Genomic DNA, 15,422 nt, shown 5'->3' with positions numbered 1-15,422 from the left:
GCACGAGGGAGTGCAGGTGCGCGAGTTCTCCGTCCCGCCGATCGTCACCGTCGGCGACGCGGCCAACCTGACCGACCCGGTCTGGGAAAACGCCGAGGTCGCCCCGGACACCGTGCAGTTCGTCCGCCCCGGCGCGGGAACGGACGCGCGCGAGGATGTCACCTGCCGCCAGTTCCGCGACGAGGTGGTTGCGGTGGCGCAGGGCCTGATCGCCGCAGGCGTCTCCCCCGGCGACCGGGTCGGCCTGATGAGCCGCACCCGCTACGAGTGGACCCTGTTCGACTACGCGATCTGGGCGGCCGGCGCGGTGACCGTGCCGATCTACGAGACCTCCAGCGCCGAGCAGGCCGCCTGGATCCTCGGCGACTCCGGCGCCGTGGCGGTGGTGGTGGAGAGCACCGCGCACGCCACCATGGTCGCCGGCGTCCGGGACCGGCTGCCCGAGCTGCGCGAGGTGTGGCAGATCGACCTGGGCGCCGTCGACGACCTGGTCGCCGCCGGTGCGTCGGTGGACCGGGCCGAGGTGGAGACCCGCCGCTCGCTGCTCAAGGCCGACGACGTCGCCACGATCATCTACACCAGCGGCACCACCGGCCGGCCCAAGGGCTGCGTGCTGACCCACCGCAACATCTACTCCGACATCGCCAACGCGGTGCCGGTGCTGCCGAACCTGTTCCGCCAGGGCGCCTCCACCCTGCTGTTCCTGCCGCTCGCGCACGCCTTCGCCCGGCTCATCCAGGTCGGCGTCGTGCACGCGCGGGCCACCATGGCGCACTGCGCGGACACCAAGAACCTGGTCGCCGAGCTCCAGGACTTCAAGCCGACGTTCGTGCTCTCCGTACCCCGGGTCTTCGAGAAGGTCTACAACGGCGCGCGGCAGAAGGCCGAGTCCGAGGGGAAGGGCAAGATCTTCGACCGCGCGGAGAAGGTCGCCATCGCGTGGAGCGAGGCCCAGGAGCTGCCGGGCGGTCCCGGCCTCGGGCTGCGCGCGCAGCACGCCCTCTTCGACAAGCTGGTCTACCGCAAGCTGCGGGCGGCGATGGGCGGCCTGTGCCGCGACGCCATCTCCGGCGGCGCGCCGCTGGGCGCGCGGCTCGGGCACTTCTTCCGCGGCGTCGGGGTGACCATCTGCGAGGGGTACGGCCTCACCGAGACCTCGCCGGCCGCCGCCGCCAACCTGCCCACCGGCACCCGGATCGGCACCGTCGGCCGACCGCTGCCCGGCGTGACCATCCGGATCGACGACGACGGCGAGGTTCTGATCGCCGGCGACATCGTCTTCCAGGGCTACTGGCACAACGACGCGGCCACCGCCGAGGCGATCAGCACCGACGGCTGGTTCCGCACCGGCGACCTCGGGCACCTGGACGACGACGGCTACCTGAGCATCACCGGCCGCAAGAAGGAGATCATCGTGACCGCCGGTGGCAAGAACGTCGCCCCGGCGGTGCTGGAGGACCAGGTGCGGGCGCACCCGCTGATCAGCCAGTGTGTGGTGGTCGGCGACCGGCAGCCGTTCATCGCCGCGCTGGTCACCATCGACGAGGAGGCGCTGCCGAAGTGGCTGGCCGGGCAGGGGCGTCCGGAGACCACGAGCATGGCCGAGCTGCGCGACGACGCGGCGCTGCGTGCCGAGGTGCAGTCCGCGATCGACCAGGCCAACCAGGCGGTCTCCAAGGCCGAGGCGATCAAGGTGTTCCGGATCCTGCCGCATGACTTCACCGAGACCACCGGCGAGCTGACCCCGTCGCTGAAGGTCAAGCGTCAGGTCGTGCACAAGACGTACGCCTCGGAGATCGCCGAGATCTACCGGGGCTGACTACCATCCGTCACGTGCCCGCCTCCACATCCCGCCAGCCGTCGACGCAGCCCCTCGCGGCGGCGGCTCGCGCGGTCCTCCTCGCGCTGGTCGCCGCCCTGACCCTGTTCGCCACCCGCGACGCCACCCAGCTCTGGTGGATCGCGCTGCTGGGCGTCGCCGGCCTGCCCGCCGTGCTCGCCCCCCAACACCGGCTGCTCGCCCCGATCAGCCGCTTCGCCGAGGTGGTGGTGCTCGGGCTGGCCGCCAGCCAGGTCGCCGCCGACACCCATCTGTCCGGCGTGACCGGCGGGGTGGGCGCCTCGGCGGTACTGCCGTACCTCGCCGTGCCGGTCACCGTGACCGCGCTGAGCCGCCGGTTCCGCGAGGGCGCCGCGCTGCTCGCCGTGGCGGCGGCGACGCTGCTGGCCAGCGCCGCGTTCACGCAGGTCGACGGCGGGCCGCAGCTCGGCCAGGTCGGCTACCTCGCGGTCTGCGCCCAGTGGCTGATCCTCGCCGGGCTCGGCCTCTACACCGCCGGCACGCTCCAGCGCGTCATGCGGGTGCGCGGCGAGGGCAAACCCCAGCCGTACGCCGAGGCGACCCGCCTGCTCACCCAGCTCCGTACGGTCGCCCGCCAGCTGCCCGGCGCCACCCTCGACCCGGGCGGCATCTCCGAGCACCTGCTGGAGGAGCTGCGGGTGGTGGCCAAGACCGACCGGGGCGCGGTGCTGTCCGCCAGCGGCGGCGGCCGGCTCGTGGTGCTCGCGCAGATCGGCGCGGACCGGGTCGACTGGGAGACCACGCTCGACGCCGACTCCGCCATCGCCGACGCCTGGGCCAGCCAGCAGCCGACCGTCTCGGCCCGCTCGCAGGCCCGGTCCCGGCGCTCCGGCGAGGTCTCCGCGCTGATCGTCCCGCTGGTGGCGGGCGTACGCACTGTCGGCCTGGTGGTGATCGAGGCGGACACCGCCGCCGCGTACCCGCCGCCCGTGGTGTCCCGGGTGACGGCGCTGACCGGCCCGGCGGCGCTGCGGCTCGAAGCCGCGCTGCTCTTCGACGAGGTGCGCTCGCTGGCGACCAACGAGGAGCGGCAGCGGCTGGCCCGGGAGATCCACGACGGGGTCGCCCAGGAGCTGGTCATGGTCGGGTACGGCATCGACAACGCGCTCGCCACCGTGCACGAGGACGCGGAGGAAACCGCCGACTCGCTGCGCACGCTGCGCCAGGAGGTCACCCGGGTGATCACCGAGCTGCGGCTGAGCCTGTTCGAGCTGCGCAGCGAGGTGGACCGGCACGGTGGCCTGGCCGCCGCCATCGCCGAGTACGCCCGCACCGTCGGCGCGTCCGGCGGCCTGCGGGTGCACCTGTCGCTGGACGAGTCCACCGCCCGGCTGCCGGCCGCCACCGAGGCCGAGTTGCTGCGCATCGCGCAGGAGGCGGTGACGAACGCGCGCAAGCACGCCGGCGCGTCGAACCTGTGGGTCACGTGCGAGGTGGATCCCCCGTACACCCGAATCGAAGTGTCGGATGACGGTCACGGCATCGGTGACCAGCGCCCGGACGGGCACTATGGCCTTGCGATCATGGCCGAGAGGGCGGAACGTATCCGAGGCCGGTTGGAGATCAGGCCGCGGCAGCCGAGTGGGACGACTGTGGCGGTGGTGCTCGGTTCGTCGCCCCGGCGCGATAAGGTGCGCGGCAGCGCCGCAGCAGCAGAAGGGGAGTAACCCGAGGATGACCAGCAGTCCGACACCGGCCACCCGTACCAAGGTTCTCCTGGTCGACGACCACGACCTCATCCGCAAGGGGCTGCGTCACGCGTTCGAGCGCGACCGTCAGTTCGAGGTCGTGGGCGAGGCGGCCACCGCTGCGGAGGGCGTGCGCCAGGCCGGCGCGCTCCAGCCCGACGTGGTGATCATGGACCTCCGCCTGCCCGACGGCAGCGGCCTGGAGGCCACCCGCGCCCTGCGCAAGTCCAGTGCGTCCATGGGCATCGTCGTGCTCACCATGTACGCCGGTGACGACCAGCTCTTCGGCGCCCTGGAGGCGGGTGCGAGCGCGTTCGTGCCGAAGACCGCCCCGGCCGACGAGGTGGTGGCCGCCGCCCGGCACGCCGCCTCCTCCCCCAGCGCGTTCACCGCCGCCGACCTGGCCGAGGCGATGAAGCGCCGGCTGGCGCCGTCCGGCCCGCAGCTGTCCCCCCGTGAGGGCCAGGTGCTGCGGCTGCTCGCCGACGGCATGAGCGTGGCCGGCATCGCCAAGCAGCTGTTCGTCAGCGAGTCGACCGCCAAGACCCACATCTCCAAGCTCTACGAGAAGCTGGGTGCCGCCAACCGGGCGCAGGCGCTGATGACCGCGCTGCGGCTGGGGCTGCTGGAGGCCCCGGACGCCCCGAAGTTCTGAGGCGTACCGCCGGAAGAGGCCCCGTCCACCACGGACGCGGGCCTCTCGGCGTTCCCGGCCACGTGTGGTCGCGTACGGTGAGCAGCCGGACGCGTAGCGACGGCGGTCTTTGCACCGCGACGGCGGAGGGGCAGAATACCCGGGTGATCCGCGCGGCGGTGACGACCGCGTGTCGCCGACACCCGAGGGGCAGGACATGCAGCGGCCGGACTGGGCACCCGAGACGATCGACATCGAGCGCCCCAGCGTCGCCCGCATGTACGACTACTACCTCGGCGGCTCGCACAACTTCGCCGCCGACCGGGCGGCCGCCCGCGCGATGGTGGAGGCGGTGCCGGAGGCGCCGCTGATGGCGCAGGCCAACCGCGCGTTCCTGCGCCGGGCGGTGCAGTACCTCGCCCAGGCCGGCATCCGCCAGTTCCTCGACATCGGCTCCGGCATCCCGACCGTCGGCAACGTGCACGAGATCGCGCAGCGGATCGACCCGGAGTCGCGCGTGGTCTACGTCGACGTGGACCCGGTGGCGGTGGCGCACAGCCAGGAGATCCTGGCTGGCAACGAGCACGCCGCGGTGCTCCAGGAGGACCTGCGCAACCCGGAGGCGATCCTCGCTCACCCGGAGGTCACCCGGCTGCTGGACTTCACCCGGCCGGTCGCCGTGATGGTCGTGGCGGTGCTGCACTTCATCCCGGACGCCGACCACCCGGAGGAGATCCTGCGGACGCTGCGCGGGGCGCTGGCGCCCGGCAGTCACCTGGTGCTCTCCCAGGCCAGCGAGGACGGCCGTGCCGGCACCGGCGAACGGGCCGAGGCGGAGCGGGTCTACCGGCGTACCGACAGCCAGCTCTGGATCCGCAGCCGGGCCGAGATGACCGCGCTGTTCGACGGCTTCGAGCTGGTCGACCCGGGCGTGGTGTGGGTGCCGCAGTGGCGGCCGGACTCCCCCGACCAGGCGGAGAACGCCGAGCGGGCCGTCTTCATGGGCGGGGTCGGGCGGCTCGGTGGGTGACGACGCGGCCCGCAGCAGGCCCGGCGTCTTCGCCCGGGCCTGGGCCAAGGCGGTGTCCGGCACCAGCTACCTGCCGATGACCCAGTCGCAGCTGGAGGAGATGCTGCAACGGCTCACCGACCGGCTGGCCCAGGCGCTGCGCGCCGAACCGTTCGACCTGCGGATCGGCCAGCAGGTCGGCGCGGAGCTGGTGCAGGCGCACATCGCCTCCGCGGAAGGGCTGGGCCGCACCGTCGAGGTGATCCAGCTGCGCCTGGTTCGCGACCTCGACCTGGTCGTCGACGACGTCGAGGACCGGATGGCCCGGCTGCTCGCCACGGTCGCCACCGGGTACGCCCGCGCCCTGCGCGACCGCACGCTGGACGAGCAGGAGTCCATCCGCCGGGCCGCCATGATGGCCCGTGCGCAGGCGGAACGGGCGCTGCGCGACAGCGAGGCCCGGTTCCGGCACCAGGCCACTCACGACCCGCTCACCGGCCTGCCGAACCGCACGCTGTTCACCGAACGGCTGACCGCCGCGATCACCGCGCCGGGGCGGGGCGCCGACCGGGTCGGTGTCTGCTTCCTCGACCTGGACCGGTTCAAGGTCGTCAACGACTCCCTCGGCCACCAGATCGGCGACTCGCTGCTGGTGACGGTGGCGCAGCGCCTGCACCGGGCGCTCGGCGAGCACCTGGTGGCCCGGCTCGGCGGCGACGAGTTCGTGATCCTGGTCGAACGCACCGCCGGCACCGACGACGCGGTGAAGGTCGCCGAGGCGGCCCTCGCCGCGGTACGCGAACCGGCGCTCGTCGACGGCCACGAGCTGACCGTCTCCGCCAGCATCGGCATCGTGGAGCGCCCGGTCGCGGGCACCTCGCCGATGGACCTGATGCGCGCGGCCGACAGCACGCTGCACTGGGCCAAGGCCGCCGGCGGGGCCCGCTGGTCGCTGTTCGACGCCGACCGCAACCGCCGCGACCTGGCCCGGTACGCGCTGTCCGCGGCGATCCCCGCCGCGCTGGACCGGGGCGAGTTCTACCTCGACTACCAGCCGCTGACGTCGTTGCGCGACGGGCGGGTGCTCGGCATGGAGGCGCTGGTGCGCTGGCGTCACCCGGAGCTGGGTGTGCTGCGGCCGGACAGCTTCATCCCGCTGGCCGAGGAGACCGGGTTGATCGTCCGGCTCGGCAGCTGGGTGCTGGCCGAGGCGTGCCGCGAGGCGGGCACCTGGCCGGACGCGGAGGGCGACGCGCCGTTCGTCAGCGTCAACCTCGCCGTCCGGCAGTTGCACCGCACCGACCTGGTGACCGAGGTACGCGGCGTGCTCGGGCGCACCGGCCTGCCGCCGCACCGGCTGCAACTGGAGATCACCGAGAGCACCATGATGAGCACAGTGGTCGAGCCGGTGCGGGCCCTGCGGGTGCTCGGCGACCTCGGTGTCCGGGTCGCCATCGACGACTTCGGAACCGGCTACTGCAACCTCGCGTACCTGCGGGACCTGCCGGTCGACGAGCTGAAGGTGGCGGGCGAGTTCGTGACCGGCCTGCGCGCGCCGGGCAGCGGCACCGACGAGCGGATCCTCGCCTCGCTCGTCTCGCTGGCGCACGCGCTGGACCTCACAGTCACCGCCGAGGGCGTGGAGACGGCCGACCAGGCCGACCGGCTGCGCGCGATCGGCTGCGACGCCGGGCAGGGCTGGCACTTCGGCCGTCCCGGCCCGGCCGCGCCGCACCTGGGCCGGGTGCCCGCCCACGTCGACGCGGCCTCCTGACGCGGCCGTCGCCCTGACCCGGCCGCCGCCCTGACCCCGCCGCCGCCTGACCCGGCCGGCCCGCAGTTGCCCTGATCCGGCCGGCACGCGGCCTGGCGGCCCGGCCCGTGCGAGGTCAGCCGGCCAGCAGGGCGGCCATCCGTTGCGCCTGCGTCTCCCAGCGCCACTCCCGCTCCACCCAGGCGCGCCCGGCGGCGCCGAACTGCCGGGCCAGATCCCGGTCGGCGAGCAGCGTGGCCACCCGGTCGGCGAGCTGTGCCACGTCCCGGCCCCCGACCACGTACCCGGTCTCCCCCTCGCGGACCGCGTCCGGCGCGCCGCCGGAGTCTCCGGCCACCACCGGCAGCCCGGTCGCGCTCGCCTCCAGGTAGACGATCCCGAGGCCCTCCACGTCCAGCCCGCGGTTGCGGGTACGGCACGGCATCGCGTAGACGTCGCCGGCCGCGTAGTGGGCGGGCAGCTCGGCCGAGGGCACCGAGCCGGTGAAGACCACGTCGCGTTCCAGCCCGGCCTGCCGGGCCAGCTTCTCCAGCGTCGACCGGTACGGGCCGCCGCCGACCACGAGCAGCGCGGCGTCCGGCACCCGGCGGCGGATCTCCGGCAGCGCGCGGATCAGCATGTCCTGGCCCTTGCGGGGCACCAGCCGCGACACGCACACCACCACCGGCCGGTCGGCCAGCCCGAGCCGTGACCGGACCCGCCCGCCGTCGACGTCCGGGTGGTAGGTGTCCACGTCCACGCCGGGCGCGAGCCGCCGCAGCTCGGTGAGCCCGTCCAGCACGCGGGCCAGCCGCGCCCGGGTGTACTCGCCGAGGTAGGTGGTCACGTCCACGCCCCGCCCGATCCGGCGCAACGCCGACCGGGCGCCTGGGAGCGCCGCCCAGCCGACCTCGTGGCCGTGGGTCAGCGCCACCGCCCGGCGGATCCCGGCCCGCCGCCGCAGGCCCGCGGCGAGCAGCCCCAGCGGGGCCGCCGCGCCGAACCACACGGTGTCGCAGTCGTACGCGCGCGCCAGCCGCGCCGCCCGCCGGGCGATCAGCGGGGTGGGCAGCAGCACCCGGGTCCGCTCCCGGACCACCTCGAACGGCTGGTCGGCGTCGAACTTCTCCGCCCCGCGCCAGCTCGACGCGTACACCACCACCGAGCCGGGCTGCTGGCGTACCGCGAGGTTGTGCACGAACGACTGGATGCCGCCGGGGCGCGGCGGGAAGTCGTTGGTGATCAGCAAGGTACGGCTCATCGGCCGGACTCCCTGGCGTAGGCGCGGGCGGCGGCCATCCGCTCCACGGTGGACGGGTGGGTCGCCGACCAGAGGCGCTCCCAGCGCGGCGGATCGGGGTCGGCCAGGTTGACCCCGGCCAGTCGCCGCTGCATCGCCTCGAACGTCGCCGGGTCGCCGGTGAGCGCCAGCGCGTGGGCGTCGGCGCGGGCCTCGATCCGGCGGGAGACGAGCGCCTGCACCGGGGTGGAGAGCAGGCCGGCGACCGTGACCAGCACGATCAGCAGCGGGAACGCCCGCGGCTGGGCGATCGAGTCGACGCCGGCGAGCCGCAGCAGCGGCGTCCACGAGCCGATCAGGTAGAGCGCCACCACCGCGGCGGCGGCGCCGAGCGCGCCGAGCACCGTGCCGGTCCACACGTCCCGGTCCTTCGCGTGCCCCAGCTCGTGGGCGACCACGCTTGTCACCTCGGCCGGTTCCGCCTCGCGCAGCAGCGTGTCGTAGACGACCACCCGCCGGGTCGGGCCGAGCCCGGAGACGTACGCGTTCACCGCACTGGTGCGCCGGGACGCGTCGGCGACGAGCACGTCGCGCACCGGTACGCCGTCCCGGGCGGCCATCGCGGTCAGCTCGCTGCGCAGCGGGCCCGGCTCCATCGGGGTGAACCGGTTGAACACCGGCTCGACCAGTACCGGCAGCACGAACGACAGCACCACCACCAGGACCGCCGCGCCGGCCGCGCCGAACGCCCACCACCAGCGCGGGGCGAGCCGTACCACTGTGTAGAAGCCGAGCAGGACCAGCGCGCCGATCACCGCGCTGACCGCGTACGACTTGAGCAGGTCGACCGCCCAGCCGCCCCAGGTCTGGGTGCTCAGCCCGTAGCGGACCAGCACGGTCCGGCGCCAGGCCGCGAACGGCAGCGTGAGCAGGTCGGCGAGGAACATGACGGCGAGCCCGCCGAGCACGGCCTGCGCGATCCAGTGCCCGCCGAAGGGCCGGCCGACCAGTTCGACAAGGCGCCCGCCCAGCGGGGTCAGCCCGAGCAGCAGCGCCACCACCAGCCCTACTGCGAGCGCCGACCAGGCCGCCGGGCGCAGCGCGCCGTGGAACGCCCGGCCCCGGGTCACCTGCTCGGCCGGGAGGTCTCGCAGTGCCGCGAGCTGGTCGGCGCGAGGCGCCGGCGGGCGGCTCCACGGCACCAGCAGCGCCACCGCCACGAGCAGCGCGACCACCAGGCCGCCCAGGGTCAGCAGCGCCCAGGCGCGCGGGGTCACCGACCCACCCCGCCGTCGTGCCCCGTCCGCGTCATGCCGCTCCCCTCCCGCCGTGACCGCCCATCCTATTGCCCGGCCCTCGACCGGGACCGCCGTGCCCGACGCGCGACCCGACAGCGTGGCCCGGCATCAGTCGGGCAGGGCTCAGGCACGGCACCGGGGCCGGAGCCGGGCCGGGGCCGAGGGCCGGGGCCGAGGGCCGGGGCCGAGGGCCGGGGCCGAGGGCCGGGGCCGAGGGCCGGGGCCGAGGGCCGGGGCCGAGGGCCGGGCAGCGAACGGCCGACAGAGCCCGGGCAGGCAGGCAGTGTCAGGCGATTCGGCGACGGCCGCCACGGCGGGGCGCCGGTGCCCGTGTCTCAGCCGGTGGGGACGGCAGCACCTCCACGTCGAATCCGGCCCGCGCGAACACCTCGATCGCCCGGTGCTCGGCCGGGCCGAGATCGGCCGGGCCGGAGTCGAACAGGGCGGTCACCAGGCAGCCGGAGCAGCCGGCACCACGGTTGCCGCAGGTGTCGCAGTCGATCAGCATCAACGCCTCCTGACGGGTCGCCGGCGGCGGCCGGGGAAGGAGCCACCACCGTCGGTCACCACGACGCTAACGCTCGGGTACGACAGAACCGGACATCGAGGCAGCAGCCGTCGCGAACCCGAACCAGTACGCCGAAGTGGCGCGATCAGCACGCGCGCGACCCCGCCACGTCCCCGAACTGGAGTCGATCAAGCGGCAGAAAGGACGGGCTCAGGAACGCGCCAGGCGCCGCAGCAGCGAGTCCGCGCCCAGCGGGTACGCGCCGTGCCGGCGTACCCCGTCGGCGACCTCGCGGTCCGAGGAGACCACGACCACCGGCCGCCCGGCCGGCTCGGCGCGGACCAGCCGGCGGATCAACTCGTCGGCGGTTTCCCCCTTGCGGGAGAACAGCACCCGCACGCCGCGTGGCGCCGGTGGCAGGCCGTGGATCCGCTCGGCGCCGTCGAAGACGACCGTGACCTCGTCCCCGGTCTGCGCGGCGATCCCGCCCAGCCCGGTGATGAGCCGCTTGCGCTGCTGCTCCAGCGACATCTCGCCGAAGCCGCGCTTGGTCACGTTGTAGCCGTCCACCACCAGGTGCGCCCGCGGCAGCGCGAGCAACTGGTCGAGGCGGGCCGGGTCGTCGGTGTCGCGGGCCCGCGTCGACGGGCCGGCCGGTGCGGCGCCCGGCTGCTCGGCGAACGCGTCGGCGACGAAGTCGGCCGGGAGCTTGTCCACCGGGTCGAGCGCCAGCTCGCGGCGCAGCCCCACGGCGGCCTGGCCGATCGTCTCCAGCAGCAGCCACAGCCGCGCGTCGTCGACCGAGCGGGCCTCCTTGGCGCTGGCCCGGGCCACTCCGGCGGCGGCCTCCGCCTCGGCCAGCCGGGCCCGGGCGCGGCGCAGCTCGGCGTCCGCGTCGGCGGCGGCGCGGGCTGCCCGCCCCCGCTCGGTGGCGAGCATCTCGGTGGCCTTGCGCTCCCGGGCCTGGGTCTCCCGCAGGGTACGGGTCAGCTGGCGGGCCTCCTCGCGGAGCTGCCCCAGCTCCTCCCGGACCCGGGCCAGCTCGTCGCGCAGCTTCTCCGCCTCGACCCGGGCCACCGCACGGTCGTGCTCGGCGCGGGCGGCCCGCTGCTCGGCCTCGCGGACCAGTTCGGCCACTACCGCGCTGTCGGCCTCGGCGCGTACCGCCTCGCCGCTGGCGTCGATGAGTTCCCGCCAGCCGCGGGGCCGGGCCAGGTAGGCCAGGGCGGCCACCTCGACCGGGTCGGCGGCGGCCGGTGCGGTGCCCTCGACCACAGCCGCGCCCAGGTCACCGGCGTCGGCGAGGACCCGGGCGGTGATCCGCTGCCGGAACAGCGGGTCGGCGGTGAGCTGCGCGGCGATCGCGGGCGCGCCGAGGCGGGCGCGGCGGTTGGGGGCGAACTTGGCGACCCGCCGCAGCGGCACCGGCACCTCGTCGGCGGGCAGGCCGGGCAGCACGGCGGCGGTCAGCGTGACGATCCGCTGCCGGACCGGCTCGGGCAGCACGGGCTCGGGCTCGATCGCGGGTGGCGCGTCCTCATCGGCGGGCACGCCGACCACCGGCTCCTCCACGGAGGAGTGGTCGTCGTACGGCTCGGTGAGGGGCATGAGGCAAGTCTCCCACCCCGAACGGGCCCACCGCCCGGTGAGTGAGCCGATCTCTCATCGTACCCCCGTGGTATCTCCTGGGGCGGCAGTGACAGGAGTGTCGGACCGTGCCGCTAGCGTCCCGCGGGTGACACGAGCGGAGTACGTCCAGGAGTCGCTGGCCGGCCTGGACCCGGCGGGCAGCGGTGTCGACCCGGCGCTGCCGCTCTACGCGACCACCTTCGTGGTGGTCGACCTGGAGACCACCGGCGGCGCTCCCGACGGCGGCGGGATCACCGAGATCGGCGCGGTGAAGGTGCGCGGTGGCGAGGAGCTGGGCGTGCTCGCCACGCTCGTCAACCCGGGCGTGCCGATCCCGCCGTTCATCACCGTGCTCACCGGCATCACCCAGGCCATGCTGCTGCCCGCCCCGCCGATCGAGCAGGTGCTGCCGAGCTTCCTGGAGTTCGTCAGCGACGCCGTGCTCGTCGCCCACAACGCGCCGTACGACGTGGGTTTCCTCAAGGCGGCCTGCGCGAAGCACGGCTACCGCTGGCCCAACCCCCGGGTGCTGGACACGGCCGCGCTGGCCCGGCGGGTGCTCACCCGCGACGAGGTGCCCAACCGCAAGCTGGGCACGCTCGCCGCCTACTTCCGCACCGCGACCCAGCCCACCCACCGCGCGCTCGACGATGCGAAGGCCACAGTCGACGTGCTGCACGGGCTGATCGGCCGCCTCGGCGGGCACCGGGTCGGCACGGTCGGCGAGGCGATCGAGTTCGCCCGCGCGGTCACCCCCACCCAGCGCCGCAAGCGGCACCTCGCCGACGGGCTGCCGAAGGTGCCGGGCGTCTACATCTTCCGGGCCGCCGACGACCGGCCGCTCTACGTGGGCACGTCCGGCGACATCGCCACCCGGGTCCGCAGCTACTTCACCGCCGCGGAGAAGCGGGCCCGGATCTCCGAGATGCTCGCCGCCGCCGAGCGCGTCGAGGCGGTCGAGTGCGCGCACTCGCTGGAGGCGGAGGTCCGCGAGCTGCGGCTGATCGCGGCGCACGCGCCGCCGTACAACCGCAGGTCGAAGTATCCGGAGCGCCAGGTGTGGCTGAAGCTCACCGACGAGGCGTACCCCCGGTTGTCGATCGTGCGCGACATCGCGCCCACCGACACGGCCTACCTGGGGCCGTTCCGGTCCCGGCAGGCGGCGGAGCTGGCCGCCGCCGGCTTCCACGACGCGGTGCCGCTGCGCCAGTGCACGCACCGGCTCTCCCGGCGCACCACCATGCCGGCCTGCGCGCTGGCCGAGCTGGGTCGCTGCCCGGCGCCCTGCGAGCACCGGATCACCCCCGAGGAGTACGACGAGGCAGCGGCGACGCCGTTCCGCACCGCCACCAGCGACGACCCCGGAGTGGTGGTGGACGCGCTGCTCGCCCGCATCGAGGTGCTGTCGGCCGCCGAGCGGTACGAGGAGGCGGCTGTGGTCCGCGGCCGGCTGGTGGCGGTGCTGCGCGCGGCGGTCCGGATGCAACGGCTGGCCGCGTTGACCGGTATCGCCGAGCTGGCCGCCGCCCGTCCGGCCGCCCGGGGCGGCTGGGAGCTGGCGCTGATCCGGCACGGCCGGCTCGCCGGGGCCGGCGTGTCCCCGCCGGGTGTCCACCCGCGACCCACCATCGCGGCGATCCGCGCCACCGCCGAGACGGTGCTGCCCGGGCACGGTCCGGTGCCGGCCGCGACCGCCGAGGAGACCGAGCGGATCCTGTCCTGGTTGGAACGACCGGAGACCCGGCTGGTCGAGACGACAGACGGGTGGGCCTCGCCGGTGGCCGGTGCGGGGCGTTTCCGCGACCTGCTGACGAAGGCGGAGAACGGCGGATCCGCCAAACTCTCGACCGAACGCTCATGACCAACTGACCGATCGGACTACCTCGACTCCCTTAGTCTGTTAAAGGAGTGCAGACCTGCCCGATTCGCGGGCTCTGCTCCCGGTCGCCGGTTCCCGGTGGCCGAGGGCCGGGGTGAGGAGGTGTCCCAGGTGGACGTCGACGCCGGACACGGCGCCGCCCTGGGTGGCGCGCTCCCGACCCAGGGCGAACTACCGCTCACCCGCCGCCTGCGTTCCCTGCTCACCTGGCCGACGGCCGACGGCGACCCGGTCACCACACTGGTCCGCGCCCACCGTGGCATCCACGCGAGCGCCGACGCCTCGGTGCTGCGCCGGGCCTACACGATCGCCGAGAACATGCACCGCGGCCAGTTCCGCAAGAGCGGCGAGCCGTACATCACCCACCCGCTGGCGGTGGCGCAGATCTGCGCCGACCTCGGCATGGACACCATCACCCTGGTCGCCGCGCTGCTGCACGACACGGTGGAGGACACCCGCTACACGCTCCAGGCGCTCCAGGAGGACTTCGGCCGCGAGGTCGCCCACCTGGTCGACGGCGTGACCAAGTTCGACAAGGCGTTCTACGGCAAGGCCGCCGAGGCGGAGACCGTCCGCAAGATGATCGTGGCGGCCGGCAAGGACGTCCGGGTGCTGGTGATCAAGCTGGCGGACCGGCTGCACAACATGCGTACGCTCGGCGTCCGCTCGGCCGCCTCCCGGGAGCGGATCGCCCGCAAGACCCAGGAGGTGCTGGTCCCGCTCTGCGACCGGCTGGGCATCCAGACGCTCAAACGCGAGCTGGACGACGTGGTGCTGCTGCACCTGCGGCCGGAGGAGCACGCGCGGATCGCCCGGTTCGTGCACGACCGGCCCGGCTGGGACGCCTACCTGGCCGACGTGGTGGCCCGCACCCGGGCGGCGTTGCGCCGCAACCGGGTCGACGCCGACGTCTCCCCCCGCCCCCGGCACCTCTACTCGATCTGGAAGGACACGGTCGCCGGCGACCACGCCGCCCCGTTCGACCTGCCCCGCATCGCGATCGTGGTGGACGGTCCGGCGACCGACTGTTACGCCGCGCTGGGCGCCGTGCACGGGCTCTGGCGGCCGGTGCCGGGCCGGTTCAAGGACTTCATCGCCTCCCCGAAGAACAACCTCTACCGGTCGTTGCACACGAGCGTCTGCGGCCCGCAGGACCGCACGGTCGAGGTGCTGATCCGCACCACCGAGATGCACCGCTCCGCGGAGTACGGCGTGGCCGCCCACTACCGCTTCCCCCGGGCCGCGGGCCGGGGCGCCGACCGGGCGGACGAGCTGGCCTGGCTGCGCCGGGTGCTCGACTGGGAGCAGGAGACGGTCGACCCGACCCAGTTCATGGAGTCGCTGCGCTGCGACCTGTCCGAGGCGCAGATCCAGGTGGTGGCCGACGGGCGGCAGGTCGTGCTGCCGGCCGGGGCGACACCTGTCGACCTCGCGTACGAGCTGGGCACCGAGCGCGGCGACCACTGCCTGGCCGCCCGGATCAACGGCCGGCTCGCGCCGCTGTCCTCCGAACTGGAAGAGGGCGACGTGGTGGAGATCTTCACCGAGAACGACGCGGAGAGCGGCTTCGAGGCGGACGTGGCCCCGCGCGGCCCGCGCCGGGAGTGGCTGGGCTTCGTGAAGTCCCCGCACGCCCAGATGCAGATCAACCGCTGGTTCGCCGAGCACACCGAGCCGGGCATCTCGATCGCCGACAAGGTCCGGCTCGGCCGGGCCTCGATCGGCCTGGCGTTGCGCAAGCACAGCCGGGGCCTGGCCAGCGACCTGCCGCTGCTGCGGCTGTCCGAGGAACTGGGCTACCCCGACCTGGAGACGCTGCTGGTGGCGGTCTTCGACCGCACCGTCGAGCCGGACACCGTGGTCCAGCAGTTGATCGATCTGGTCGACCACAGGCAGTAGACGGAGCCGGTCCGCGCCGGGACC

General features: G+C 74.4%; 11 protein-coding genes. 7 read left to right on the top strand and 4 right to left on the bottom strand.

All coding sequences use genetic code 11. The features are described from left to right. The first annotated feature begins 16 nt into the window (after positions 1-16). The 5 genes from FB455_RS00665 to FB455_RS00645 all read left to right on the top strand — a co-directional run bounded on the left by FB455_RS00665 (position 17) and on the right by FB455_RS00645 (position 6,966). Positions 17-1,819, top strand: a complete 1,803-nt coding sequence (locus tag FB455_RS00665; protein WP_013287676.1) for an AMP-dependent synthetase/ligase — start codon at positions 17-19, stop codon at positions 1,817-1,819. Between the two features lie 14 nt (positions 1,820-1,833). Further along, positions 1,834-3,528, top strand: coding sequence for a sensor histidine kinase (locus FB455_RS00660; RefSeq protein WP_013287677.1), 1,695 nt, complete (start codon positions 1,834-1,836; stop codon positions 3,526-3,528). A 7-nt stretch (positions 3,529-3,535) separates the two neighbouring features. Continuing rightward, positions 3,536-4,204, top strand: a complete 669-nt coding sequence (locus FB455_RS00655; protein WP_013287678.1) for a response regulator transcription factor — start codon at positions 3,536-3,538, stop codon at positions 4,202-4,204. A 196-nt stretch (positions 4,205-4,400) separates the two neighbouring features. After that, on the top strand, positions 4,401-5,213 hold the full coding sequence (locus tag FB455_RS00650) for an SAM-dependent methyltransferase (RefSeq protein ID WP_013287679.1): 813 nt from the start codon (positions 4,401-4,403) through the stop codon (positions 5,211-5,213). Between the two features lie 76 nt (positions 5,214-5,289). Beyond that, complete coding sequence (locus FB455_RS00645) at positions 5,290-6,966, top strand: putative bifunctional diguanylate cyclase/phosphodiesterase (RefSeq protein WP_225319615.1); 1,677 nt, start codon at positions 5,290-5,292, stop codon at positions 6,964-6,966. 115 nt (positions 6,967-7,081) lie between these two features. Here the strand turns inward: FB455_RS00645 and FB455_RS00640 are convergent, their stop codons facing one another. From FB455_RS00640 to FB455_RS00625, 4 genes are all read right to left on the bottom strand, one after another. Next, complete coding sequence (locus tag FB455_RS00640) at positions 7,082-8,206, bottom strand: glycosyltransferase family 4 protein (RefSeq protein ID WP_013287681.1); 1,125 nt, start codon at positions 8,204-8,206, stop codon at positions 7,082-7,084. After that, the gene (locus FB455_RS00635) at positions 8,203-9,462 is read right to left on the bottom strand and encodes a M48 family metallopeptidase (protein WP_013287682.1); all 1,260 of its coding nucleotides are present in this window, start codon (positions 9,460-9,462) and stop codon (positions 8,203-8,205) included. Before FB455_RS00635 ends, FB455_RS00640 begins: the two co-directional genes overlap by 4 nt. A 307-nt stretch (positions 9,463-9,769) precedes the next feature. After that, a complete protein-coding gene (locus FB455_RS00630) occupies positions 9,770-9,991 on the bottom strand; it encodes a hypothetical protein (RefSeq protein ID WP_013287683.1) in 222 nt (73 codons plus the stop codon). A 210-nt stretch (positions 9,992-10,201) separates the two neighbouring features. Next, positions 10,202-11,599 carry an NYN domain-containing protein gene (locus FB455_RS00625; RefSeq protein WP_013475730.1) on the bottom strand — a complete coding sequence of 466 codons (1,398 nt, stop codon included), beginning with the start codon at positions 11,597-11,599 and terminating at the stop codon, positions 10,202-10,204. A gap of 127 nt (positions 11,600-11,726) precedes the next feature. Between FB455_RS00625 and FB455_RS00620 the strand changes: the two genes are divergently transcribed. Together FB455_RS00620 and FB455_RS00615 are read left to right on the top strand one after the other, a co-directional pair. Further along, complete coding sequence (locus FB455_RS00620) at positions 11,727-13,481, top strand: DEDD exonuclease domain-containing protein (RefSeq protein ID WP_145751770.1); 1,755 nt, start codon at positions 11,727-11,729, stop codon at positions 13,479-13,481. A 129-nt stretch (positions 13,482-13,610) separates the two neighbouring features. After that, positions 13,611-15,398: a RelA/SpoT family protein gene (locus FB455_RS00615; protein WP_030273955.1), complete on the top strand. Its 1,788-nt coding sequence runs from the start codon at positions 13,611-13,613 to the stop codon at positions 15,396-15,398. The last annotated feature ends 24 nt before the right edge of the window (positions 15,399-15,422 follow it).

The organism is Micromonospora sp. CNZ296, from assembly GCF_007827635.1.
This window is presented reverse-complemented; position numbering and strand designations above follow the sequence as displayed.